Below are 26,135 nucleotides of genomic sequence, written 5' to 3'. Positions count from 1 at the left end.
CAATCGGAGGAACTATGAATAAACAACAACTTGCAAATAAAATATGGGAATCAGCAAATAAAATGCGTTCCAAAATTGAAGCTAATGAATATAAGGATTACATCTTAGGATTTATCTTTTATAAATTTTTATCGGATCAAGAAGTTAAATTTTTAGAAGAAAATGATTTTACACAGGAGGATATAAAGCTACTTACTGAAGAGGATGAAGAGACGGTAAAATTTATTCAAAATGGTGTCGGATATTTTATAGCTTATGATGACCTTTTCTCCACTTGGCTCCAAAAAGGACGGGATTTTGATGTTTCAGATGTTAGAGATGCATTATCGGCATTTAATCGTTTGATTAATCCTGCCCATAAGAAAGTATTTGACCGTATTTTTGACACGTTGCAAACAGGACTAAGTAAATTAGGTGATAGTTCAGGTTCGCAGACAAAAGCTATTAGTGATTTAATTCAGCTTATTAAAGATATTCCGATGAATGGCAGACAGGGCTATGATGTAGTTGGGTTTATTTATGAATATTTGATTGGGATGTTTGCTGCTAACGCAGGAAAAAAAGCGGGAGAATTTTATACTCCACATGAAGTCTCGGTATTAATGTCGGAAATCATAGCAAATCATCTTAAAGATAGAAATGAAATAAAAATTTATGACCCGACAAGTGGTTCTGGATCATTACTAATTAATATAGGGCAGGCGGTAGCTAAACATATAAGTGCGAAATCTCCTATCAAGTACTACGCACAAGAACTAAAAGCAAATACTTACAATCTAACTAGAATGAATTTAGTTATGCGTGGCATTTCCGCAGATAATATCGTTACGCGGAATGCGGACACATTAGAAGATGACTGGCCATTTTTTGAGGAAAATGACCCAATCGGCACATATGACCCTTTACACGTAGATGCAGTTGTGTCAAATCCGCCATATTCTCAAGTTTGGGATACTACGAATAAAGAAACTGATCCACGCTATGCCAACTTTGGTGTAGCACCTAAATCCAAAGCTGATTTTGCATTTTTATTACATGATTTATATCATGTTAAATCTGATGGTATTATGACCATCGTTTTGCCTCATGGTGTACTGTTTAGAGGTGGTGAAGAAGGCAATATTCGTAGAAACTTAGTTGAAGGACATCATATTGATGCGATTATAGGATTACCCGCAAATATTTTCTTTGGTACAGGGATTCCTACGATTATTATGGTATTAAGAAAAGTTCGTGATCATAGTGACGTATTGATTGTCGATGCATCTAAAGGGTTTGAAAAAGTCGGAAAAAGTAATCAACTAAGAGCATCAGACATAAAGAAAATAGTAGATGTTGTAATAAATCGGGAAGAAGTAGATAAATTCTCTCGGAAAGTCAGCATTGAAGAAATTCGGAGTAATGACTATAACTTGAATATTCCTCGGTATGTTGATTCATCCGAAAATAGTGAAACATGGGATATTTATGCTTCCATGTTTGGTGGAATTCCAAAAGCTGAACTTAATGAATTAGAAGTTTTCTGGAGAGCTTTTCCTAATCTTAAAACTGCCTTATTTATTGATGATAAAACACCTTACGTCACATTAGGTGTAGATAATATTAAGAATGCTGTTACTGAACATCGCGATGTTAAAAATTTTATTGAAAATTTTAATCGTGCATTTGCTGATTTTCCGCGATATTTAAAACAAGAATTCATTGAAAAAATGACAACATTAAATATTTCGCAAGAGGAAGCTATTCTTACTGATGAAATATTCAGCCGATTACAATCTATATCACTAGTTGATAAATATGAATCTTATCAATTGTTAGATAACGAGTGGTCAAAAATTGCCGTAGACCTTGAAATTATCCAAACAGAAGGATTTGAGGCTACTAAAAAAGTGAATCCTAATATGGTTGTAAAGAAAAAGGACGGGAAAGAACAGGAAGTACAAGAAGGTTGGATAGGTCATGTTCTTTCATTTGAGTTGGTACAAAATATTATTTTAAAAGATGAAACGAACATGTTAAAGCAAAAAGAAAATAGACTTTTGGAAATTACGGCAGAATTTGAAGAAATGCTGGAATCATTAACCGAAGAGGAAAAAGAAACTACCAAAGCATTAAATGAAGATAATACTGCTTTTGTTTCAGCCGAACTAAATGAAGAAGTAAAGAAAATATATGCAGAATTTGAAAATGACGAAATTATCGCCCTGAACGGATATATGGAATTATTAGATGCGAAAGCTAAAAAAGCGGAAAAAGAAGACTATGTAAAACATCATCCACAAGTGTCATGGTCAAAAATTGAACCGAATAAAGACGGTACTTATGCCAAAGCTAAAGTAAGTGCCTATATAAGAGAATTACAATCAGATGTAACTTTTACGGAAGATACACTGGAAGCAAAACTAATCCGCGTGAACAATTTATTTGTCGAAGAAAAAGGGCTAAAAACAGAAGTTAAACAAGCGAGTAATGAACTTCATTTATTGACAAAAGAAACGATTGAAAAGCTAACCGACAAGCAAGTTTTAGAACTATTGGAAGAAAAGTGGATTCATCCGCTAACCTTGGCAATACATAGTTTACCTGAAGCAATGATTAAGGATTTAGTAACGAAAATTCAGCACCTTGCAGATAAATATGCTGTTACCTATTTGGATGTTGCAACGCAGATTAAAGAAGCAGAAATATCACTTTCAGATTTAATTGATGAAATCGAAGGCAATGAGTTTGACATGAAAGGGCTTAGAGAATTTCAGTCTCTATTAAAAGGTGAATAGGATGACTGAGAAGAAAAATAGGCCTGAGGTTAGGTTTAAGGAATTTAGTGATGAGTGGGAACAGCGTAAGTTGGAAACTGTTGTTGATGTTTGCAGTGGGAAAGATTATAAACACTTGTCAGAGGGAGATATTCCTGTGTATGGAACAGGTGGCTATATGTTAAGTGTAGATAAGGCTCTATCGTATGATGATGACGCTATTGGGATTGGAAGGAAAGGAACGATTGATAAACCTTACATTCTAAAAGCACCATTTTGGACAGTAGATACGCTATTTTACGCAGTTCCGAGGAATGATATAGACCTTAATTTTGCTTTTGATATTTTTCAGAATATTGATTGGAGAAAGAAAGACGAGTCAACAGGAGTTCCAAGTTTATCAAAAACAGCTATAAATGAAATCGAAGTTTTAGTACCTGAGTATTTGGAACAACAAGTAATTGGAACATATTTTAGGAACCTCGACAACCTTATCACCCTTCATCAGCGTAAGTATGACAAATTAGTAAATATTAAAAAGTCTTGCCTAGAAAAAATGTTTCCGAAAAAAGGCGAAGATAAACCGGAAATTCGTTTCAAAGGATTTAATGACTCTTGGGAACAGAGTAAGTTTGGAGAATTAGGTTCTGTTGCGATGTGCAAACGAATTTTCAAGGAACAGACATCAGAGGAAGGAGATGTTCCATTTTATAAAATTGGAACATTTGGTGCAGAACCCGATGCGTATATTTCAAGAGAACTTTTTGAGGCATATAAATCAAAATATCCATATCCTGATAAGGGGGCAATCTTAATTTCTGCTTCGGGGAGTATTGGAAGAACTGTTGAATTTACAGGAAAAGATGAGTATTTTCAAGATTCTAATATTGTATGGTTAAAACACGATGAAAGAATTGATGATACATTTTTGAAGTATATTTACGAGGTTACTGTATGGTCAGGAATTGAGGGTAGTACAATCAAAAGATTATACAATGATAATATTTTGAAAACAGAAGTTAAGCTACCAAGTGTAGAGGCACAGTATCAAATAGGGGTATACTTCAAAAATCTCGACAACATTATCACCCTTCATCAGCGTCAGTTAGAAAAACTAAAAAATATCAAAAAATCTTGTTTAGAAAAAATGTTTGTTTAAGAAGAAAGGGGCAATTATGGCTTTAGAGAATAAATTAGGAATTAACGATTCTGCTGAGTTGGCAAGAATCGAAGAAAAACTAAGCAAAAAAAAGGCTCTTGCTTTATTCGAAACAGGGTTACTTGATACATTTGAAGTTGGTAAATTTGTTGGGCTTGCTCAAATTCATAAGTATTTGTTTACTGAACTATATGATTTTGCTGGACTGATTCGTAAAGTAAATATAGCAAAAGGTAATTTTCGTTTTGTGCCTGTAATGTATCTTGAAGCTGCTCTTAATCATATTGATAAGATGCCTCAATCTAATTTTGATGAAATTATTGAAAAATATGTTGAGATGAATGTTGCTCATCCTTTCCGTGAAGGCAATGGTCGTAGTACGAGAATTTGGCTTGATTTAATTCTAAAAAAAGAAATAAAATGTGTTGTTGACTGGAGCAAGGTAGATAAAGAAGATTATCTGTTGGCAATGGAAAGAAGTCCGATTAAAGATGTAGAAATAAAGTTATTATTGAAGCAAGCCTTGACTGATAAAATTGATGACCGTGAAGTATATATGAAAGGTATTGATGCTAGTTATCATTACGAAGGCTATAACGTTTTTAAAATGGAAAACTTAAATAAGTAAAATTTTGCTATAACAGGAGAAGAGAATGATATTTACAAAAGAAAAAGATTTTGAAGAAGCTCTAATCAAAGTACTGTTTAGTAAAGGGTGGGAAACTGATATCTTAAAATATCCTACCGAAGAAGATTTAATAAAAAATTGGGCAACTATTCTTTATCAAAATAATAAAGACCGTGATAGATTAAATAATATTCCTTTAACAGATGGAGAGATGCAGCAAATTATTGAGCAGATTACTACCTTGAGAACGCCACTAAAATTGAACGGGTTTATCAATGGGAAAACAGTAGCGATTACAAGAGATAATCCGGTAGATGAACTTCATTTTGGCAAAGAAGTTAGCCTGAAAATATACGATAGAAGTGAAATTGCCGCAGGGCAGAGTCGCTATCAAATAGCTCAGCAGCCACAGTTTAAAGCTAAATCCAAGATTTTAAATGAGCGACGTGGCGATTTAATGCTATTGATTAATGGAATGCCTGTGATTCATATTGAGTTAAAAAGAAATGGAATTGCCGTTAGTCAAGCTACTAATCAGATTGAAAAATATTCGCACGAAGGAATTTTTACTGGCCTATTTTCATTAGTACAAGTTTTTGTCGCAATGGAACCAAAAGAAACGCTTTATTTTGCTAATCCTGGAATAGATGGTAAGTTTAATCGTGATTATTATTTTCATTGGGCTAATTTTGACAATCAACCTATCAATGAATGGAAAGATATTGCTTCCTCTTTACTATCAATCCCTATGGCACATCAACTAATTGGTTTTTATACTGTTGCCGATGATACAGATGGTGTGTTAAAAGTTATGCGTAGTTATCAATATTACGCAGCAAATGCAATATCAGATAAAGTTGCAAAAGCAAAGTGGGGCGATAATAATTTATTAGGTGGACATATTTGGCACACAACAGGCTCAGGAAAAACTATGACAAGCTTTAAATCAGCACAGCTAATAGCTAACTCCAAAGACGCAGATAAAGTTATATTTTTAATGGATAGAATTGAACTTGGTACGCAATCATTAAAAGAATATCGTGGATTTGCTGATGAAAATGAAACGGTGCAGTCAACTGAAAATACAGGTGTTCTGGTAACAAAATTAAAAAGCTCTAATCCGCATGATACTTTAATCGTTACTTCAATTCAAAAAATGAGCAATATAAAAGATGAAGTAGACGGGCTAAATGATAAAGATTTAGAATTAATGAAATCAAAGAGAATTGTTTTTATTGTCGATGAAGCTCATCGTTCAACCTTTGGCGATATGTTAATAACGATCAAGCGAACATTTCCGTCAGCTATTTTCTTTGGCTTTACGGGTACGCCAATTAACGAAAAAAATCAGAAGAAAAAGAATACCACATCAACAGTATTTGGTGATGAACTACATCGTTATAGTATTGCAGATGGTATACGTGATAAAAATGTTCTGGGTTTTGATACATATAGAGTGGCAACATTTAAGGATACTGATATACGTAAAGAAGTGGCTTTACAACAAGCCAAAGCAAAAAATGAAGCAGAAGCAATTGCTGATGAAAAAAAGAAAGAAGTTTATTATAGGTTTTTAAATAAAAGTGAAATTGCCATGGCAGGCTCTAAAGATGATAATGATAAATATATAAAAGGAATTGAAGATTATATTCCCAAAAGTCAATATAAAACAAACGATCATAAACGGGAAGTGGTCAAAGATATAATTGAAAATTGGTTAACATTAAGCCATGCAGGAAAGTTTCATGCTATTTTTGCTACCAGTAGCATACCGGAAGCGATTGATTATTACCGTTTGATAAAGAAGGAAAATCCTGATTTAAAAATAACTGCACTGTTTGATCCCAATATAGATAATATGGATGGTGGCATTTTTAAAGAGGACGGGCTTGTAGAAATCATGGAAGATTACAATGAAAGATACGGACAGAAATTTGGACTTTCTTCTCACGATAAATTCAAAAAAGATATTGCTGCCAGATTATCACATAAAGCACCATATACAAGAATTGCAGAAAAATCTGAACTGCAACTTGATTTATTGATTGTTGTTGACCAAATGCTTACAGGGTTTGATTCTAAATGGGTAAATACATTATATCTGGACAAAGTTTTACGGTATGAAAATATTATTCAAGCTTTTTCAAGAACAAACCGTTTATTTGGACCCGAAAAACCATTTGGTACGATTCGGTATTATCGTATGCCTCATACAATGGAGAGGAATATAAATGATGCTATTAAAGAATATTCTGGCGAAAATCCGATTGGATTATTTGTACAAAAGCTTGATAAGAATTTAGAAAAGATGAACAGCTTTTTTGAAGAAATTAGTGAAGTATTTACTAATGCAGGAATTGTTAATTTTGAAAAATTGCCTGATGATAATTCAGAGAGAGGAAAGTTTGCCTCACTTTTCAAAAAATTGAATGAGCATTTAGAAGCTGCTAAAATTCAAGGGTTTACATGGGAAAAGTTAATTTATGAAATTAAAAAGGAAAAAGATAGACGAAAAATAAAAGTTAAAGTAGGTTTTAATGAAAATACATATTTGATTTTGGCATTACGTTATAAGGAATTATTTGGTTCAACAAATGAAGAAAACCAGAATAGTAGTAACGATGTTCCATTTAATATTGAAGGATATTTAACTGAAATTGATACAGGTATAATTGATGCTGATTATATGAATTCTCGCTTTAATAAATATTTGAAACTAATTCATTTGGAGGAAACCGCTAAAGAAGTTATTGAACAAGCATTAAATGAGCTACATAAAACTTTTGCTACATTAACACAGGAAGAACAAAAATATGCAAATATTTTTCTTCATGATATTCAAAGAGGTGACGTCACGGTAGAAGAAGGAAAAACATTGAGAGATTACATTACTGAATATCAAGATAAGGCAAAAATGGAGCAAATTTATTGTTTATCTAAAGTTTTTAATGTGGATCAGAAGATATTAAGAAATCTAATGGGACTTAGAGTGAATGCTACAAACATTAATGAGTATGGGCGTTTTGATGAGTTGAAAAATTCGGTAGATAAAACAAAAGCAAAGGAATACTTCGAAAAAATAGAAGGAAAAAGTATTCCGTTATTCAAAGTAAATATTAGGATTGATGAATTACTTCGTAAATTTGTACTTGAAGATGGATTCGATATTGAATTACCTGATGAAGAATAAAAGATGACAATAAATTTTTGATAATGTAAAAATAACCCTTAACTAGGCAAGAAAATATGGTTTGAATTTTTATACGAAAATAAATTAGATTATGTTTGGAGGTTCTAAATGGGTAATATTTTTTTTGAAAAGGATAAATTAGAAGAGGTATGCGATTTTTGTTTAAAAAATATTGAAGAGGCATCTAATAAACTGGTTTTATTTAAAAAAACTAAAAGGAAGAGAGATAAATATAAGGCTTTTTTTCTATCGGGAAATGAAGAAACTATAAATGATATAATGAAAAAAAGCATAGAAAATATATTGATTTCTTTAAAAGATAAAGATGTTTGTAAATTTCATTTTCTTGCATCTCAAACTGATTCACTGCAATGGATTGATGAAGAAAAAGTAATTAATGGCAAGGAAATTTTGCAAGATATTGTTGCAGGGGAATCTCCTGAATTTGTAGATCGAAAGACAGATTTTGAAAAAATAGATTTTATTGTTTTAGATATGTTTTTTAATCAAGGAGAAAAAGAAGAAAAAGTTACATTGTTTAAAAAGTATTATCATCCTAATACTGCTTTTAAAAGGTCACAAAAATTTATTTTTGCAGGAAATAAACTTGAAGAAATAAAAGAGCAGATTTTAACTTTTGATTCTCATGTTGATGCATTCTTATATAAAGGTATTTATTATATTATTAATAGAAATAGTTTTAATAGTATTTTTGGGTTTAAAGACGTTTTTATTGAGGTAATTGAAGAAAATAGCGAGTGTATAAAGAAAGCAGGTTTATTAGAAGATGCAGACTCATTTATTGAAGATTGTAAGGGCAATGGATTTTATTTACCTAGATTGGCAAGTCTGGTAGTTGAAAATAAATTTCAGCAATATACACAATATATAAAAAATATTCCCCAAATAATAAAAAATAGAGAACTATCAATCTCATTAACAAAAGATAAAAAAATATCGTATACTAATAAAAGAGGAGTAAAAGAAATTTTAGATTTATTATTAGGACATTATGTTATTGATGAATTAAGTAACGAAAGATTATTAGCATTAGCGGTCGAAAAGAATATAAAATAGATGGTGATTTTTATGAAAAATTTTCATAAAATAATGTTATTTTGCTCATCGTATATCCCATTGTTTTTATTAATGTTGATAAAGAATTTTTTTGAGAGGATTTTCCCAAATAGAAGGGACTGTATTGAGTATGAAGAAGTAGTTCATATGATTTTTAGCAGTGAATTAGAAAATTGGATTTTTCTAATTGTTTTAGTTATTAGTATTACATCTTTTTTATATTTGAAATGGATTTTAAAAGAGACTGAAAAAACAAATCATATATCTTATACGATATGTAAAGCACAAAATAAAAGTAGCGAATATTTTATGAATTATATTGCATTATATTTATTGCCATGTTTAGGCTTATCTTTAGAAAATATTGTAGATGTTATAGTAATGGTTTGTGTAATGTGTATTATTGGTTATATTTATATTCAATGTGATTTAATTTATATGAATCCAGTTTTGAATATGTTAGGATATAAAATTTTTTCTGTAGTTTTGTATGATAGTAGTGGTGGAGAAATATTTGAAACCATTGCTGTTGTTCATAAGTCTGTCTTATTAGAGAATAATTTTTCTTATAAAGGAACAATGAATAATGGAATCATTTTTATGAGGAAAGAACATAAAAATGATTAATGGAAATAATATAAATAAAATAGTAAAATTATAAATTTTTGATTATATATTATAACTATGAAACAACTTGCAAGCCTTCGCATATAACGAAGAGCCCTTGCAAAGGAACATAGGAACATACATAAAGGCACTAGCTATTGATTTAGCTAGTGCCAAGTTTATTTTAAGGGAGGATTTTAAAATGAAATCAGATTTAGAAAGCTTATCAGATGAAGAATTGTTAAGTACCTTCATACCAGAATCTACGGTAAATCAGCTTATCGCAGAGTATCAATCGTTATATGGTGTTGTCATGCACACATCAGCAGTAGATGCAAAAACTACAAAAGGATTAGGACAAAGTAAGCTGCATAAATTAGCTTGTATTAAAGAGCTTTTATCACGTATGCAAAAAGAAAAATCTAAGCGAATTACAAAAATCTCATCACCACAAGATATTGCAGACTATTTTCACGATATGGAAGATTTACAGCAAGAAGAATTTCGCATACTTATGCTAAACACAAAAAATCATATTATTTGTCAAAGGCTTATATCCAAAGGCACAATCAATGCAAGTTTAGCATCCCCAAGAGAAATCTTTTCCCCGGCAATAAAACTTATGGCAAGCCATATCATATTAGTACATAATCATCCAAGTTCAGAACCGTTTCCCAGTGAGGAAGATAAACGGATGACCGAAGTTGTCGTAAAATCAGGAGATATTATAAATATTAAAGTTCTCGACCACGTGATCATCGGTAAAAATACATATTTTAGCTTTAAAGAGCAAGATTTACTAAGCAGTAACTGATAAAGAATTAGTTGCTGCTTTCTTATTTTAATTGGCAAATAAAATAAGAATTGCAAAAGTCTAAATCTATAAGCTGTAGTTAAAGTATTATAACTATTCTCTAAAGCGAGCAAATGACGAATTATGAGATAATTTAAACAAAGAGAGGTGAGAAATTTTTACAATGAAATTAGCATATCAAGAGCAAATGCGTCAAATTGGTTTAAATATTTGCTACTATCGGAGATACAGAAGATTAACTCAAACACAGTTAGCGGAACAGGTGAATATTAGTAGTTGTTATTTGTCGCAAATTGAACGTGGATTAGTAAAAAATGCTGTTTCATTACCTGTACTTATTGCAATTGCTGATGCTTTAGGAATAAATATTGAGGTGTTATTTAAGTTTAAAGATTTATCTAACTAATGAATTTAGTATTAAAAATTGAGATGATGAAAGGAAATGATCAATATGTTTGGTAAAAGTAGCAAAAATACAAGTGACTTAAAAGTAGAAACTGAAAAGAAAAAACTTTCTAAATGGAAAAAAGGATCGTTTGGGTGTTTGGGAATTATTTTATTATTCTTTGTCGTTGGAATTATGGCATCTGGAGGAGAAAGTAAGACAGCTTATTCTATCGGATTTACGCCAAAACAATTTCAAGAGCAATTTAATATTTTAAGCAAAGAAACTAATTTACCTATTGTCATGCCAGATTTAAAAATAGACGAAGGTGAGGTTCAAAATGTCACAGGACATAGATTTAGTGACCATCTATTCTTAAGCTGTACAATTAATAAAAAAAATGGAAACATTAGATATGCTACTCTTTTATACAACGAACCAGACAGATCAGCGATGATGTCAGATTCTATGGAAAAGCGAATAGCTTATAATAATGATTCGCAAATATTGAATGCGGTTAGAGTACAATTTATTTATACGATTAGCCCAGAGCTAAAAGATAGCGATGGAATGAATGCATTTAATTTATTCCATGAGCTTGGGGGTACATCTAGTCGGGAGGATTTAAAAAAGATTGATAGAGAAGTAAAACGGGGCGATAAAATCTATTATTTGTATTATTCAAAATCTGCTAATGCGATGGCCTTTGGTGTAAGAAATGAAAAAGATAAAAGTTTTGAAAAACATTAAATTGATGAAAATGTAAGGTGGCAAATATGATAAAAGGAATTTTAATGATACTTGTACTGTTTTTTAGTGGCAAAACAATTTATAAAGGGCTTTCAGGCAATGTGGATGGACCATATACAAAAAATATAGAGTTATTATGGAAAGGCGAATATTGTGGTCAATTTGGGAAGTTAATCGTAATTGGAGTTCCTTTAATTTTACTCATTATAATTAATAAAATATTTTAAGCATTGTTTCTATTAGATTGGAGTGAAAGATATGGGAAAAAAACCAGGCTGTTTGATGTGGATATTTTTCATTGTTATGTATATTATTTATCACATAGGAATGTCGATTGTAAACGCAATTGTTGGTTAGAGAAAGAGGAGAGAATTTATGGAAAAGAAAAAGTGGTACTATTCAACGTGGTTTGTTATATTAATGCTTATTATGATACCGCCAGTAGGTATTATTTTAATGTGGGCAGGGTCAAAATTTCCTAAACCTGTACGCATAGGGATAACATTAATTTGTTTATGGATGGTAGCAAGTCATTGGGATAGTGTTTGGTTTGCAAATTATTTTAATACGAGTAAGTAAAAATTTAAATTCTTATATGAAGGATAGCGAATAGGCGAAAAGGCTTATCCGCTATTTTTATGATTATTTATAAATGTTATGGAATAAAATTACATAAGGCTGTAAATTAAGTTTAAAAAGTGTGATATAATAAATGAATAGAAAAATATCAGAGGGAGAGTGTTATTACACTTATGGGATATAAACCGCCATTTTCTATTACTGATGATATGATACAAATGCTCTCAGAGATTAGTGAGTTTATTGGTCACATAAATGTATCAAATCATCTATCAACAAATCCTAAACTTCGTCGTGCAAATAGAATAAAAACAATTCAAGCTTCCTTGGCGATTGAAAATAATTCACTATCGCTAGATCAAGTGACAGCAATATTAAATGGTAAACGAATATTAGGAGCACCACAAGAGATTAGGGAAGTAAAAAACGCTTATGAAGCATATGAAATATTATTAGACTTTGAGCCACTTTCTATAGAAGATATGTTAAAAGCACATAAAATTCTTATGCTTGACTTGGTTAAAGAGAATGGGAGATTTAGAAGTGGTGGTGTAGGTATTTTTAATGGTGATAAAGTCGTACATGTAGCTCCGCCGGCAAATAGAGTTCTGGAATTAATGCAGGAGCTTATTGAATGGTATAAAGAATCTAAAGTGCATCCACTCATTAAAAGTTGTGTTTTTCACTATGAATTTGAGTTTATTCATCCATTTGCTGATGGGAATGGACGAATGGGGAGAATGTGGCATACGTTGCTTTTGAGCCAATGGAAAGAAGTATTTGCTTGGATTCCCATAGAAACATTGGTAAAAGAAAGACAAGCAGAATATTATGAAGCATTAGGTAAAGCAGATCGTGATGCAGATTCTACGGTGTTTATTGAGTTTATGCTGATAATTATTAGAGATGTATTGAGTGAAATGACAACGCAGGAAAATTGAATAAATATAATCAATGGCAAGTGTGCGAATAGATGTACACTTGCTATTTTTCTGCCTATTTATAAGTAGGTAAAAATAAAGAAATGAGGAATTTATCATGAAACAAGGAAAAACATTAATCGAATTATGCAAAGAATTAGAACGTCAACGTATGGCAAGAAAAGATTTTATTGCCGATACTCGTAGTCTTATGATTACAACAAATGAACACGGACAAAGCCAATTAGATGTAGACCTAGGAAATACAAATCAAATCTTTAATGTCAATGACCTCACCCATCAGCAAATTGCCAGCCGATTACAGATTCCATTGAAGTATTATCAGAAAATGCGACTCGAATATCCATCGCTATTAGATGAAAATATCAATAGCTGGTTTAGCAAAAACGGTGAACGCAGAATGCTCCGTACCTTAGATACGAATATTAGAGCCTTTCTATCCGACCGTTACCGTAGATTAGATAACCTAGAATTAGCCGAAGCAGTTCTGCCAATTATTAAAGAAATGAAAGGGGCAGAGATAGTTTCCGCAGATATTACTGATACTCACATGTATATCAAAGTCATTAATAAAAAGCTAAAAGCAGAAGTTGATGTAAATGACATAGTACAAGCTGGAATTGTTATCTCAAATAGTGAAGTCGGGTTAGGCAGTTTAAAAGTAGAACCATTAATTTACCGTTTAGTTTGTAAAAATGGTTTAATTGTTAAAGATTATGCCCAAAAGCGATACCATGTCGGTAAACAGGTCGAAAGTGAAGAATCCGCTTATGAAATCTATCGTGATGAAACATTAGAAGCTGATGATAAAGCTTTCTTTATGAAAGTGCAAGATACCGTAAGATGTGCTGTAGATGAAGCGAAATTTATGTTATCTGTAGATAAACTTCGTCAAACAAAACAACAATCTACAGGTGATGATCCTATTAAAACAGTAGAACTGTTAGCAGATAAATATGTACTCAATCAAAATGAACGAGGCGGAATTTTAAGGCACTTTATTATGGCAGGAGATAATTCAAAATTTGGGCTAATCAATGCAATCACAAGGTCTAGCCAAGATATAGAAGATTACAACCGTGCTACAGAGCTAGAAAGACTAGGCGGAGAACTACTTGCATTACCAATAAAGAATCAATTAGTCGCATCAGCGTATCCTAGGACGAGTAATGATATAAATCCTTCCATGAAAAATGTAACACCGATACAAAATAAAAATGTAATTTCTATTGCAAGATAAGGAGGCTGGCATAATGGCAGATATGATGGATGTAATGAGAATCAGCCACCATAAAGCACAAAAACTAATGCAAAGATGGTGCCAAAGAAGATTCGTTCCTCGACAGTGTTTTTACTACCGTTATCAAGGAATGTTTGTTGGTATTGACAATACCGAAGGTGAATGTTTTGTTGAAGAATTTAAGGATTTACGTACTTGTTTAGATTGGTGTCATGGGACTTTTGAAATAAGCGAATTTGAAAAATATAAACGTCAATATAAATTTGGCGATCATTCTATTGCCTAAGATGAACAATAACAAAATAGGAGTGAATTATTATGTGTTGCACTATCAATGCAGTTATGACCTATAGCGAAATAAAGGCAAAACTTATACAAAACAAGCAATCTATCGGTATTATGCTAAATAATAAAAGTCGTAATACCGAAGTGTTACTTACATTAAGCTACGCTCAAATAAAAGAAATAGCAGATAGCATTTACATAATGCTATCCCATACGGATATTGAAAAAATAGATACAGAATATGTTGGCAGCATTGCGATGGAATTTAGCTATTTGGAGGAAATCTTGCTAAATTCAAGCCAATCCTATCAGTTGCCGACACAAGAAAGGAAAGCAGGCTAAGGAAAGAAAATAAAAAAGTATGAGCCTTTATCCATAGTAAAAGAGATTTTGCAGTAGCAACATTAATTAGGCAGGTAGACGGAAATAAATATATTGCTGAATATGAAGGAACAACCTGCACAGCAATATTTAATCCGATTACCTGCCTTTATTATGTAGATGATGAACATTATTTCCATAGAAAATGTGATGAATGTAAGCTTTGTAAGTAGAGGTGGTCTTATTATGCAAAAGATTGCAAAAAAACTGGTAGAAATCATGAAAGAAGTGTCCTATATAGAAAAGAAAGGAAGAAATAGTTTTCATAATTATTCGTATGCAACAAGTGCTGATGTGTTAGAAAAAATAAACCAAGCCTTAGTAAAACATAATTTATGTTCCATAGTATTAACTGAATTACTGAGAATGGATGAAGTAACAACGGCAAAAGGAAGTATTGAGCATTTAGTCACAGTAAAAGTAGACGTAATGCTGGTAGATGGGGATAGTGGGGAAACTGTTAGCTTTATAGGACTTGGCAGTGGTCAAGATTCAGGGGATAAAGCAATAATGAAAGCCCAAACAGCAGGAATTAAATATGCGTATATGATGAGCTTTGCCATTGCTACCGGCGATGATCCAGAAGCAGATAGTGGTACGGATGAATCTAATGTAATACATGAAGAAAATAAGGGGAAATCGGCAAAAAATAAAGCCACAACGAATAATGTTGTAGCTAATGAATATCTCTGCAAAAAATGTAAAGATGAGTTGACGGAGAAGGTTTATAAATATTCGCTAAGTAAGCATGGGGTACCACTTTGTATGAAATGTCAAAAATTAAATAATGGAAGTAATGTTGCATAAATTAAAGGCAGCCTAGATGAGGCTGCCTTTAATATGATATAATTACTACAAGTATTTTTATTTTGAAATTAGAAGGATGTTTGTTATGAAACTTTATCATGGTTCTAATATGATTGTTGAACAACCTAGATTGATTATACAAAATAGATTTTTAGATTTTGGTTTTGGATTTTATACGACAACAAATAAAAATCAGGCAATCAGTTTTGCTAATAAAGTGATTAAACGGCGAAAAACTGGCAATCCTGTAGTTAATGTATATAATTTTGATGAAGAAAAAGCATTTGAGCATTTAAAAATATTAAAATTTGATTTTGCAAATGAAGCCTGGCTTGATTTTGTATCTATGAATCGAGCTGGTGAATATAACGATAAACTATACGATGTTATCGTAGGGGCAGTCGCAGATGATGATGTTTATCGAACTTTTGCATTATATACAGAGGGACTATTAACGAAACAACAAACTTTAGATAATTTGAAAATAAAAAAATTATATGATCAAGTTGTATTTACAACAGAGACAGCACTTAAATATTTATCTTTTGAAGGGGCGATTAAGGGGGAAGAATAAAATGTCAGATAAACATTTTAAAGCGATACTAACATTAATTTTACCAAAATTAATCTATATAATTTCCGATAAAGAAAATATTGATGAAATAGAAGCAACAAATCAGCTATATCAATCTGAATTGTATAGTTTACTGGAAGATGAAGGTACAAAACTTTGGCATTTTAGTCCGCTTACTTTATACCATATGTATGATGAAGAAAAAAGAACAGGACAGATTACTTTTCCAGAGGAGGGGTAGGCATGAGTAAAGAATTACCTTTTTTAATTTATTGTATAGAAGAATATAAGAGTCAAAAAGGAATATCGGGAAAAGAGGTCATAGATATATTTAGCAAATACAATATATCCCAATATCTTTATGCCTGTTATGATGCTTTGCATACTACAGGTGCAAATTATATTGTAAATGATATAGATAGTTTGATTGAAGAGAGAATCTAAAGCTGTAATTATCAACTTCGATTGTAATTTTTTTATATATGCTCAATGATAAATCCACTGCTTATAAACTGCTTATTAATGATAAAATGATACAAAATATGTGGTTTTAATAAAAAATAATGAAAAATATTAACGGATTGTAGTGTTTGTTTATTTAATGATAAATTCCGAAAAGCTTGATTTATAAGGGCTTGAGAAGTTTGTGAAATGCATGAAGAGTTTAGAAAAAAATATAAAGCTCTCTTCTAAGCCGTGTGTCGAGCGTTCGAATCGCCCCAGGCGCACCATTTGAAATCAAGGGTCTTAGCAGTTTGCTAAGGCCTTTTTTGTTGTTTGTCCACCAATTGTCCACCAATAAAGAAAGATAGCCAATCAGAATTAATCTGATTGGCTATCTTTTTTTGTTTGATATTCTTTAGCCATTTTATATGCGACTTTTCCCAGAATTTCTGGGTCAGCATATTGATTTAGAAAAGCAGGTTTTTTAGGAGCCAATAATTGATCTATTGGGTTTTCTAAAAAATCATTAATTTGTTGTTGTCGATGAAGCTGTTTCCGTACATCATTGTATCGTTGAATGGATTTAATAATGCCTTCTTCATTCCATTCTTTTTTCAATTCACGATATTTAATAATCATTTGCAAATCTGTTTTGTTGTCAAACCTTGCTTTATAGCACTTGTAGTGATCTTCAAAACCTTCTGGTGCATCTTTTAACAACTCTTCTTCGGCTTTCTGTAGATAGTATTCATGTTGTGGATCATCGTTACGCCCGGCTAAATAATCTAAAGAAATTGCAAAATAATTAGCTATTATAACTAAATTGTCCATTGTTGGAAGGTTTATGCCGTTTGCCACTTTGCTAATCGCTTGGCGGCTAACTCCTACAATATTTGATAATTCTTGTTTACTAATTTTATTATCGGACATTAATTGATTTAGAATTTTAACAAAAATATCTTTATTAAACATAAAAACTCCTTGACCGCAACTGTAGGTTGCGGTAATATAATAATATAAATAGCAACCTGTGGTTGCGGTAGAGAATAGGAGGTAAAAAGATGAAACGTGAATTTTTTGAACGAGAAATTTTAAAACGTAATTTAACCTTTACTGATCTAGCAAAATCAGTAGGTGTTAGTAGGCAAATGATTAGCTCTCTAATAACGTGTCAAAACGATCCATCATGGGTATTAGCACAAAAACTTGCGAAATATTTTGAAGTCCCAGCTGAACAACTTTTTACAATTACAAAGGAAGAAGAGCTAATGCCAACACCAACAAAAAAGCTTTATGATGTAGACGAATTTCGCAGGGAAGTACTTAACAACAAAATATCTAAAAGTACAGTTTATGCAAAAATCAAGACCGGCGAAATTAAAGCTGTCAAAATAGGAAGAAAGCCATTTATTCCAGCTTGGTTCGTTGAAGAACTTTTGACTTCACGGAATATTTAAATTTGTAAATCAATTGTAAAACATTTGTTGTACAAATTATATCACGTACTAGAAAAAAAGTCATTTGACAGAGAATTAAGAGGTGATAAATTTTATGTCAAAAGTAACCGTAAAGAAAAATAAAGAAAATCCTTTTGTTCAGCTTTATAAAAAAACACTTGAAGATAACAGACTGACGTGGAAAGCAAAAGGAGTATGGGCTTATTTAATGTCAAAGCCTGATAATTGGATAGTCAGAGTAGAAGATTTAGTTAATCGATCGTCAAATGACAAACGTGATTCGATTCGAACAGCATTGAGAAACTTGGAAGAGAACGGATATATAATTCGAACTAAAGCAAGAAATGAAAAAGGTAAATATGCTGGGTATGATTACGTGATCTTTGAAACTGCACCAGAAACGGAAAAACCGTCGCCGGACTATCCGAAGACCGATTATCCGGCGACGGATAATCCAATACATAATAATAATGATTGTACTAATACAGATATTAATAACAACAACAACAACAACAACAGAGAAATTATTATGTTGTTGGAAAAATATAAGATAGAAAAAAATACCATACAGGAACTTTGTTCAGATTATGATGCAACACAAATTCTAGAAAACATTGAATATGCAGAAGCAAATAAATCTGGCATATGTAATTTAAGTGGATGGGTTGTTTCTTCTATTAGAAAAAATAGGCAATTTAATGAAACTGAAAAACGCGAAAGAGAAAAAATGAAAGAAAAGAGAATTCAGGTAAACCAACAATTGGACGATGATACGGTTTTAAGTGATGCGAGTTTTCAAAATTCATTCTGGCAAGATAAATTTAAAAAGTACAATAACAGTCTGGGTAGATTAAATAAAATGCAATAGAAGTGATTTGAAATGAATTTAAATCAATTTTAAAGTAATGGAAGTAGATGATATTTTGGCAAATAAACGATTTCATGGTGAGGGAACAGTATCTTTTAACCCCAAAAGAAATAATTACGAAGCACGGTTTTCCTATCTTGATCCTAAAACAGGAAAAACAAAGCGAAAAAGTTTTTCAGCACTAACCGCACGTGAAGCAGTTTCTAGAGGTAAACAATGGAAAAAAGAAGTGGAAAATGGACTTTTACCCAATTTTGAAAAAATTACTCTTTGGGAGTGGCTAAAGTTTTGGCTTGATAATTATGCGAAAAATAAAGTTAGAGAAAAAACATTTGCTAAATATGAGTCATGTCTAAGATGTTATATCAAGCCCAGCCTTGGTAATATGCAAATACGAAAATTAACAGGGGTACAGGTACAACATGTTCTAAATGAACTTCTGGAAAAAGGCGGTAAAGGTGAAATTGGAATTTCAACAAGTACGATAAACGCTACAAGAAAATATCTGCGTGCAGCACTTGATCAAGCACAAAAAGATGGTGTCGTTAAAAAGAATGTAGTGGAAGGGACTGTTGCACTTAAAAATGTAAAAAGTGAAATTAACATTTTAACTTTTGAGCAGTCGAATGAATTAATTCGAGTCTCAAAAAATTTTAAATTAGAGTATGGACAAGTACCATTTATATTTATTGTTTTAGCATTAGAAACTGGGATGAGGTTTGGTGAGCTAATAGGATTGAAATGGGATTGCGTCGATTTGGAAAATGGATTGATCTATGTGAAAAGGACAATCAATACGAGTAAGCCAAGTTTAAATTTTCAAGATACTAAAACTGCAAAATCAAGGCGACAAATTTCATTGATGGAATCTACCATTAGAGCATTAAAAATATATAGAGCTTGGCAAAATGCTCATAAAGAAAAGTTAGGAGATAAATATCATGAAAATGATTTAGTAATTACTAATATTTTTGGTAATGTACTACATCCAAGTAACTTCACAAGAAGAATTTTTAAACCTCTTTTAAAAAAGGTAGGAATTAGTGAAAGTTTTAGGGCGCATGACCTTCGTCATACGCACGCGTCTCAATTATTGATGTCGGGTGTGAATCCAAAAATCGTGCAAGAAAGAATGGGTCACGCAACCGTTGCAATGACTTTAAATACGTACTCTCATTTACTGCCCAATTTACAGGGAGAAGCTATAAAATCACTTGAAAAAACGATTAATTTTCATGTAAAAAAAAGTAATGAAAAAGAATGTGAAATTGGCGAAATACAACAATAAAACTGGTGTTTTTGAACAATAATCTGTTGAAAAGTCATAAAAAAAGCATAGAAAAATCTAGTTTGGGTTCAACGGTTTTTCTATGCATACGCCAGCCAGTCGCCCCGCCATTCTTCTATTCTCCGCCTGTCGGCTACGTTCTCTATTTTTCCAGACCTCACCCCAACAACATACTTTATGTTAGGGTGAGGTCTGGAAAAATAGAGAATCATAGAAAAATGGCGGGGCGACTGGCTTAGAAATTAGCAATAAATTAGTTTTGTAAATAAAAACAAAATAGAAAAAGTAAGATAAAAATTAAGAAAAGAGAGATGAAGACCTTGAAGGATTTCCTCCTTCAAACTACCTCCGTAAGGTCCGTTCCCTCCCTTACAACCCTCCCTTACAACCCTCCCTTACAACCCTCCCTAGAACGGGGAACGAAAAAATTGAAAATGGAGTGTATAGCATGAAAGAGAAAAGAATTTTATTAGTACCAAGAGATTTCAAAGTTTTAGATTTTATTGGTCGGTTTGGTTGGTGTAATGAGAAACATTTAATTCAGTTATTGGACATGCCTATTGATAAAAAAAGTTATCAAATCATTCAAAATAGAGTTTTGAAACGTTTGGTAGAAGCAAAATATTTAATGAGAACAAAACTGCAAATAAATGAACCAGCGATTATAACAATTGCTGAAAATGGAGCTGAATATTTAAATTGTAAAACAACAAATGTGAAACGTTGTTTCTTGGAGCATGACATGCTCGTTATTGATTTATATTTTAGCCTTTTGAAAAATTTAGAAGATGATGGCGAAATCGAAACTGACAGAGAAACAAGAAGAGATTTAGGTTATTGTGATCTGAATGAAAGGAAGATGAGAATTCCAGATTTACTTATTCGCGATCAAGCAATTGAAGTTGAAATAAGCGAAAAGAATAGAGATAGGCTCAAAAAAATATTGAATCAATATATTTTTAATGATTCGGTTAAAAAAGTAAACTATTTTGTTCGGGATAAAAATTTAGCCCATAAAATTCATGATTTAAGCAAATATAATGAAAAATTTGACGTGTATATTTTTAAAGATGATATAACAAATTTTATAAAATTTGATAGAAGCCAACAAAGTCTTAATCAAAAATATACCTCAAAACCAGTAGGGAAAATACAGGAAGAAGACTTAGAAAAGTATCGAAAAAAAGAAATTAAAGGGATGTGAAATGGGTGCAAAATATACAAGTTTTTCTTACAGTCGTACTTGTAGTTTTTTTTATCGCTTTATTTATTATGGAAGTCAAAACGGGTCGTGTAATTCATAAAAAAGAGCTAGTAAGCAGCCTTATTATTTATTCAATATTTATTTGGGGTGTTCCAATGATTCCTATTAATTTATTCCCCACTGCAAGCAAAATATTAAGTTTTGTTTTACTTATCATTTTTCCGTGTTTGATTTGGTGTGCTTATCAATATAATCCCAAACAAAAAATTTTTACTAATACTAGACTTTTATTATTAGTTGCTTGGGGCGTTTTACTTTTAGGAAATATGATAGGCATAATTCGCGTTTTAGGAGGAAAATCATGAAAGTTAGAAGTTTAAAAATTGTAGCTTTTTCAGTAGTTTTAATTTTCACTATGAGCTTTATTGCCGGCTGTGGTAGTAGTGCTAATAACGAAGATAAAAAACAAACTCCAGTAGAAAAAAGACAGCATGTTGAGGGGGAAAAATATGATCAAGGTGCTGGCATAGGCAAAATAGGAGGAAAATAAAAATGGGCTTGCTTACTAGCTTACTAGCTAATTTTCAAACTATATGTGACAATGGGGTAATTTTGCTTATGCCTCATGCTCAAAGTTTACTTATTCTTATTGTTACGTTAGATTTTTTCTTTTCGCTATTATTACAATTAGAACAAGTAGAAATACATACGTTTTTAATAACAAAAATATTAAAGTATGGCACGTTCGCCTTTTTCCTAGAATCTTACTCAACTTTAATGAATGCCATAATGGAAAGTTTAATTATGGCTGGATCCGTGGCAGCAGGTGGAGGGATTACAATTGATGAGTTAACAAATCCATCAAAAATAATTGAGATTGGATATAACTTAAGTGAAAATGTATATTCATTTACAGCTGCCCAAAATCCAGATGGAAGTTTTATTGGGAGTACAATTAAAATAATTGCTGCAACCTTAAATGGAGAATTAACCATAGCAAAATTATTTCCTAATTTATTTTTCTTTGGAAGTAGTATTGTTTTAATTATTGGCTTTTATATTATCGCATGGCAAATATTCATGACTTTATTAGAATTTAAAATTTCAGCTGCATTATTACCAATATTAATACCTTTTGCATCATTTCAATATACGTCTTTTATTGCTACAAGGGCTATTGGAATGGCTTTTGCATTTGGTGTGAAAATGATGTTTTTAACATTTATTATTTCTGCAGCATTACCATTAATGCAAACGTGGACATGCCCTGAAAATCCAACAAATGTTGATTGTTTACGATTAATTAGTGGGGTATTTTCAGTTGCCTTATTAGCATGGAAAGCTCCTAATATGGCTGCTGGATTTATGGGAGGAGCACCATCATTGACAGCAGGATCAGCTTTAGGGGCTGGGATGGCTGCAAGTTTTGCAACAACTAAAATCTCTCAAGCTGCTTCAAGTACGGCAAGAGGTTTGGCAAATACAGTAAGAGGTGCTTCAAATGGCTTAAGAATTGCAACTGCAGGCGCCAATGACAGTGGAAGTACAATGCAAGATACAGGTGGCTTTACTGCATCAGATAATACTTCAAGTGGTGGAGGTTTTAGTTCTCCTACAGATGATTCTAATAGTCAAGTAAAAAGCAATTTCATGGGAGTAGGTTCAGCGGAAAAGTATAATAATCTTAGTGGTGACAACCATTCAATCTCCGAAAAACCATCAAGTTTTATTAAGAGTGATGATAAAAAAATAAACGAAGGAAGAAATGGAAAACCTAATTTCACATCAAGCCAGGATACCCAAAATTTTAATTCAGAAAGATTTCTCCCACCTACTAAAAAGGAGTGAAAATTTTGAAAGGATTTTTTAATCTTGAAGATGAAAAAGAGCAGATATTAATAGAACCTTTATATCGTACTCTAAATAAAGAAGAAGAATACGACTTGCTCCATAGATGGTGTACGAATAAAGACGATTCAGCAAGATCCAAACTATTTATATGTAATAGAGCTTTAGTTATTATGGTAGCGAAAAGAATATACAATTCTACTGCAAAAAATTATATATATAGGTCATCATGCTTAATCCAATTAGAAGATTTAATTCAAGAAGGTTATAAAGGATTACATGATGCTATAGAACGCTTTTCTTTAGAGAAAAAATGTCGGTTTAGTACATATGCTGTTCCTAATATAAGAAAACATATATATCAATACATAACAGACAATTATTCAGCGATTTGCGGACCATATATGACTCGGCGAATTATGGAATATAATGCAGCGAGAAACAAATTAGAAAAAATCTTAGGACGAGCACCTAAGATTAATGAATTAGCAATAGAATTAAACTGCACTCTAAAATTTATGAGCAAGACTGTTTCGGCTGCTAATATGTCTGAGTCAATTATTGATATAGATGGACTAATAAAAGCTGATGAAGCTGGAACTAAGACAGTTTTATTTGCATCTTGGGATCCAACACCTGAAGAGTTAATATTAGAAAATGAAACTAAAATAGAACAGCAAAAGAAAATAGATAAACTCCCAGAAGCATTAAAGATTCTATCTAAAGAAGAACGTATTGTCATTTGTATGAAGTTTGGCATTGGTTGCAATGCGGATTATACCAGGACTGCAATTGGTAAGAGAATTGGTATATCAAGATTCAATTTATGTATTCTTGACAATCTAGAAAAAACAGCCCTTAATAAGCTCAAACAATTTTACGATTTAAAAAAGCACTAGAAATAATGTTTTTTGTGATGAAAATTATACTGTCGGTGCTCATTACGTCAAGTGCTTTCACGGCATATGCTCACTACGCTCCGCTATTCCATGATCACTTGACTTCACTCCGCTCCTAACGTGAGCTATAGCCATCAAAAAACGTTCCCACGGGAGCATAACTAGGAGTGTTACCCATGATTAAAGGCTATAACAGGTTAAATGAAGAAGAGAAGAAGATATTTAATAATTTTAAAACTGAATTTCTAAGAGTGAATGATAGTACGATTGAATTTATAGCTGTTCTCCAGAAGTGGAACTATATTCGTGTTGATTTTCGTATTAATTCAAGAAATGAGTGGTTACATATAACACCATACGGCTTGTATTGAGTAGAATAATAATAAGCTCAAACAATTTTACGATTCGTTTGAGACTCGTTGAAGAGGATATTATCCTATTTACAAGACTTATAAGACAAGTTTATAATATTAAAAGTACCTTAATTAAGAGAACGTTTTCGGTTGAATGAGGTTAGGTTAGTAACTCTTTTAAGGTAAATGCTATAAGTGTGATGCGTTGGTAATTGACCAGTCAACGCATCATGAGAATATGACTTGATTTTATACAGTTAAGCGAAGGCTGCTAAAAAAGTCTGTATTCTCCAAAGTGCAATTAAAAAGAAAGATCGTTGAAGCGCAATGAATGCGTTCTAACGGTCTTTTTCTATGCGATTATACATTTATTTAAAACAAAGGAATTTTTCAGCAGCCTCCGTTAAGCGTGGGGTCAATAAAGAGAAAACCTACTTTTTCGAACCATAGTAACTGATAGCACAATTTACTAATGACGCAATGTACACAACTCCAAAAACTCCCTTGCTCGAAAATACAATCGATTCTGGAAGGTAGAGTGAAATAATTGATGCTAAAATAGTCAAAATACTATTCCCAAATTTAAAATAAGGTTCATATTGAATTAACTGCTGATGTTTCAAAAATCTCTGCAAACCTAGTAAAAGCGCTATTGGAACTATAAGGCTAGCACCTGTGCCAATAAATTCAATTGTGTTTGGCTCAAAGTTCCATGCTTTCATACAATCATGAGCAATGATTAATATCGTACAATACACACCATATATAATAACTATAAGATTAAGAGGAATCATAGTAGCTAAAAATGGATGCTTTTTTAACTCTTTCTTACTTTTCTCATTTTCTTCATTAAGTTTTTCTTCATTGTCATACTTTGCTTCAAGTTGGCTAAGCTTTTCATTAAGATTTTTTATTTTATTTCTAATATCCTGTAGCTCAGAATTTTGTTTAGGGTTATATGTCATGATACTTACCTCCAGATTTATACATTATAAGTGACAGTATAACTTAATTATTCTGTAAACTACAGGGGATATTTACCAATATATGAGCAGGGGAGTACGGTACGTAGGCTTACCCTAAAAGTGAAAAGAATAGGAAAAATCTGTTTTCTAGTACTATGAGCATTTTTTGCCCACTAATAACCCATAGCATGAGATGAATAAAACTATTTAATTAGTGCATTCTTGCTATATTAAAACCTATTATAACTAATAAGAGTATAGCTGAAAAAATTCTAAACCGTGTGTCGAGCTTTGGGATCGCCCTAGGCGCACCGTATGAAATCAAGGGTTCTAGCATTTTGCTAGAACCTTTTTTGGGTCTAGGGAGGCAATGAGTGGTTTCATTAATAGACCTTTTATTTGTTTACAGCGTTTATAAAACTAATCTAGGTGAAACATATCATTGGTAATGGCAATAAAAATTAGAATAGCTGTCAAATTTTTGTTATTTTGGCAGGATTTTTGTTGTTTTATAGCAAATTTAGATGTTATAGTCATTAGAAGAATGGAAATTGAAAAAATTTGTAGCTTATAATAGGTAAAATTGGGCCAGCAACAGACATATCAAGTTGAATAATGACAGAATGGCATATATACG

The 26,135-nt window shown here is 31.9% G+C and carries 30 protein-coding genes; 28 read left to right on the top strand and 2 right to left on the bottom strand.

Annotated features, from left to right (window positions below):
- Positions 1–14 precede the first annotated feature (14 nt).
- From P3F81_RS08095 to P3F81_RS08005, 19 genes are all read left to right on the top strand, one after another.
- Entirely contained in the window at positions 15–2,777 is a 2,763-nt protein-coding gene (locus P3F81_RS08095; protein ID WP_147669803.1) for a type I restriction-modification system subunit M, read from the top strand.
- A 1-nt stretch (position 2,778) separates the two neighbouring features.
- A complete protein-coding gene (locus P3F81_RS08090) occupies positions 2,779–3,915 on the top strand; it encodes a restriction endonuclease subunit S (protein WP_147669804.1) in 1,137 nt (378 codons plus the stop codon).
- Positions 3,916–3,931: 16 nt separating this feature from the next.
- On the top strand, positions 3,932–4,543 hold the full coding sequence (fic, locus tag P3F81_RS08085; protein ID WP_147669805.1) for a protein adenylyltransferase Fic: 612 nt from the start codon (positions 3,932–3,934) through the stop codon (positions 4,541–4,543).
- A 25-nt stretch (positions 4,544–4,568) separates the two neighbouring features.
- Positions 4,569–7,733 (top strand): type I restriction endonuclease subunit R, EcoR124 family, encoded by a 3,165-nt coding sequence (locus P3F81_RS08080; RefSeq protein ID WP_147669806.1) that lies wholly within the window; start codon positions 4,569–4,571, stop codon positions 7,731–7,733.
- A gap of 108 nt (positions 7,734–7,841) precedes the next feature.
- Positions 7,842–8,810, top strand: a complete 969-nt coding sequence (locus P3F81_RS08075) for a Kiwa anti-phage protein KwaB-like domain-containing protein (RefSeq protein WP_147669807.1) — start codon at positions 7,842–7,844, stop codon at positions 8,808–8,810.
- Positions 8,811–9,437, top strand: a complete 627-nt coding sequence (locus P3F81_RS08070; RefSeq protein WP_491524962.1) for a KwaA family protein — start codon at positions 8,811–8,813, stop codon at positions 9,435–9,437. It abuts the gene before it with no gap.
- Positions 9,438–9,618: 181 nt separating this feature from the next.
- Positions 9,619–10,230, top strand: coding sequence for a RadC family protein (gene radC / locus P3F81_RS08065; RefSeq protein WP_147669809.1), 612 nt, complete (start codon positions 9,619–9,621; stop codon positions 10,228–10,230).
- 163 nt (positions 10,231–10,393) lie between these two features.
- Positions 10,394–10,636 (top strand): helix-turn-helix domain-containing protein, encoded by a 243-nt coding sequence (locus P3F81_RS08060; RefSeq protein ID WP_147669810.1) that lies wholly within the window; start codon positions 10,394–10,396, stop codon positions 10,634–10,636.
- A 45-nt stretch (positions 10,637–10,681) separates the two neighbouring features.
- Positions 10,682–11,365 (top strand): hypothetical protein, encoded by a 684-nt coding sequence (locus P3F81_RS08055; protein WP_147669811.1) that lies wholly within the window; start codon positions 10,682–10,684, stop codon positions 11,363–11,365.
- Between the two features lie 26 nt (positions 11,366–11,391).
- Positions 11,392–11,592 carry a hypothetical protein gene (locus P3F81_RS08050; protein ID WP_147669812.1) on the top strand — a complete coding sequence of 67 codons (201 nt, stop codon included), beginning with the start codon at positions 11,392–11,394 and terminating at the stop codon, positions 11,590–11,592.
- Between the two features lie 148 nt (positions 11,593–11,740).
- Positions 11,741–11,944 carry a hypothetical protein gene (locus tag P3F81_RS08045; RefSeq protein ID WP_147669813.1) on the top strand — a complete coding sequence of 68 codons (204 nt, stop codon included), beginning with the start codon at positions 11,741–11,743 and terminating at the stop codon, positions 11,942–11,944.
- A 173-nt stretch (positions 11,945–12,117) separates the two neighbouring features.
- Positions 12,118–12,885 carry a Fic family protein gene (locus P3F81_RS08040; RefSeq protein ID WP_147669814.1) on the top strand — a complete coding sequence of 256 codons (768 nt, stop codon included), beginning with the start codon at positions 12,118–12,120 and terminating at the stop codon, positions 12,883–12,885.
- Between the two features lie 97 nt (positions 12,886–12,982).
- Positions 12,983–14,125, top strand: coding sequence for a DUF932 domain-containing protein (locus P3F81_RS08035; protein ID WP_147669815.1), 1,143 nt, complete (start codon positions 12,983–12,985; stop codon positions 14,123–14,125).
- A gap of 13 nt (positions 14,126–14,138) precedes the next feature.
- A complete protein-coding gene (locus P3F81_RS08030) occupies positions 14,139–14,411 on the top strand; it encodes a hypothetical protein (protein ID WP_147669816.1) in 273 nt (90 codons plus the stop codon).
- A 32-nt stretch (positions 14,412–14,443) separates the two neighbouring features.
- On the top strand, positions 14,444–14,752 hold the full coding sequence (locus P3F81_RS08025; protein ID WP_147669817.1) for a hypothetical protein: 309 nt from the start codon (positions 14,444–14,446) through the stop codon (positions 14,750–14,752).
- A 225-nt stretch (positions 14,753–14,977) separates the two neighbouring features.
- Positions 14,978–15,598: an ERF family protein gene (locus tag P3F81_RS08020; protein WP_147669818.1), complete on the top strand. Its 621-nt coding sequence runs from the start codon at positions 14,978–14,980 to the stop codon at positions 15,596–15,598.
- An 85-nt stretch (positions 15,599–15,683) separates the two neighbouring features.
- The gene (locus tag P3F81_RS08015) at positions 15,684–16,172 is read left to right on the top strand and encodes a DUF3990 domain-containing protein (RefSeq protein ID WP_147669819.1); all 489 of its coding nucleotides are present in this window, start codon (positions 15,684–15,686) and stop codon (positions 16,170–16,172) included.
- 1 nt (position 16,173) lies between these two features.
- On the top strand, positions 16,174–16,413 hold the full coding sequence (locus P3F81_RS08010; RefSeq protein WP_147669820.1) for a hypothetical protein: 240 nt from the start codon (positions 16,174–16,176) through the stop codon (positions 16,411–16,413).
- A 2-nt stretch (positions 16,414–16,415) separates the two neighbouring features.
- Complete coding sequence (locus P3F81_RS08005; protein WP_147669821.1) at positions 16,416–16,616, top strand: DUF3791 domain-containing protein; 201 nt, start codon at positions 16,416–16,418, stop codon at positions 16,614–16,616.
- A 378-nt stretch (positions 16,617–16,994) separates the two neighbouring features.
- On the opposite strand, the gene P3F81_RS08000 is transcribed toward P3F81_RS08005, so the two are convergent.
- On the bottom strand, positions 16,995–17,588 hold the full coding sequence (locus tag P3F81_RS08000; protein ID WP_147669822.1) for a helix-turn-helix domain-containing protein: 594 nt from the start codon (positions 17,586–17,588) through the stop codon (positions 16,995–16,997).
- A gap of 89 nt (positions 17,589–17,677) precedes the next feature.
- Between P3F81_RS08000 and P3F81_RS07995 the strand changes: the two genes are divergently transcribed.
- The 9 genes from P3F81_RS07995 (at position 17,678) to P3F81_RS07955 (ending at position 24,551) form a co-directional block, all read left to right on the top strand.
- On the top strand, positions 17,678–18,073 hold the full coding sequence (locus tag P3F81_RS07995; RefSeq protein WP_309320273.1) for a helix-turn-helix domain-containing protein: 396 nt from the start codon (positions 17,678–17,680) through the stop codon (positions 18,071–18,073).
- Between the two features lie 94 nt (positions 18,074–18,167).
- Complete coding sequence (locus P3F81_RS07990) at positions 18,168–18,941, top strand: helix-turn-helix domain-containing protein (RefSeq protein WP_147669823.1); 774 nt, start codon at positions 18,168–18,170, stop codon at positions 18,939–18,941.
- A gap of 55 nt (positions 18,942–18,996) precedes the next feature.
- Complete coding sequence (locus P3F81_RS07985) at positions 18,997–20,229, top strand: tyrosine-type recombinase/integrase (RefSeq protein WP_309320270.1); 1,233 nt, start codon at positions 18,997–18,999, stop codon at positions 20,227–20,229.
- Between the two features lie 448 nt (positions 20,230–20,677).
- On the top strand, positions 20,678–21,433 hold the full coding sequence (locus P3F81_RS07980; protein ID WP_147669825.1) for a hypothetical protein: 756 nt from the start codon (positions 20,678–20,680) through the stop codon (positions 21,431–21,433).
- A 5-nt stretch (positions 21,434–21,438) separates the two neighbouring features.
- Positions 21,439–21,798: a hypothetical protein gene (locus P3F81_RS07975; RefSeq protein ID WP_147669826.1), complete on the top strand. Its 360-nt coding sequence runs from the start codon at positions 21,439–21,441 to the stop codon at positions 21,796–21,798.
- Entirely contained in the window at positions 21,795–21,983 is a 189-nt protein-coding gene (locus tag P3F81_RS07970; RefSeq protein ID WP_147669827.1) for a hypothetical protein, read from the top strand. Before P3F81_RS07975 ends, P3F81_RS07970 begins: the two co-directional genes overlap by 4 nt.
- 2 nt (positions 21,984–21,985) lie before the next feature.
- Positions 21,986–23,281 (top strand): type IV secretion system protein, encoded by a 1,296-nt coding sequence (locus tag P3F81_RS07965; protein ID WP_147669828.1) that lies wholly within the window; start codon positions 21,986–21,988, stop codon positions 23,279–23,281.
- A gap of 5 nt (positions 23,282–23,286) precedes the next feature.
- Complete coding sequence (locus P3F81_RS07960) at positions 23,287–24,180, top strand: sigma-70 family RNA polymerase sigma factor (RefSeq protein WP_147669829.1); 894 nt, start codon at positions 23,287–23,289, stop codon at positions 24,178–24,180.
- A gap of 176 nt (positions 24,181–24,356) precedes the next feature.
- Positions 24,357–24,551, top strand: coding sequence for a hypothetical protein (locus P3F81_RS07955; RefSeq protein WP_147669830.1), 195 nt, complete (start codon positions 24,357–24,359; stop codon positions 24,549–24,551).
- 413 nt (positions 24,552–24,964) lie between these two features.
- On the opposite strand, the gene P3F81_RS07950 is transcribed toward P3F81_RS07955, so the two are convergent.
- Complete coding sequence (locus tag P3F81_RS07950; protein ID WP_147669831.1) at positions 24,965–25,498, bottom strand: hypothetical protein; 534 nt, start codon at positions 25,496–25,498, stop codon at positions 24,965–24,967.
- Positions 25,499–26,135 lie beyond the last annotated feature (637 nt).

This window comes from Selenobaculum gibii (assembly GCF_030273445.1).
Classification (GTDB): Bacteria; Bacillota; Negativicutes; order ICN-92133; family ICN-92133; genus Selenobaculum; species Selenobaculum gibii.
The sequence above is the reverse complement of the archived record's forward strand: the minus strand, read 5'-3'. Positions and strand labels throughout refer to the sequence as shown.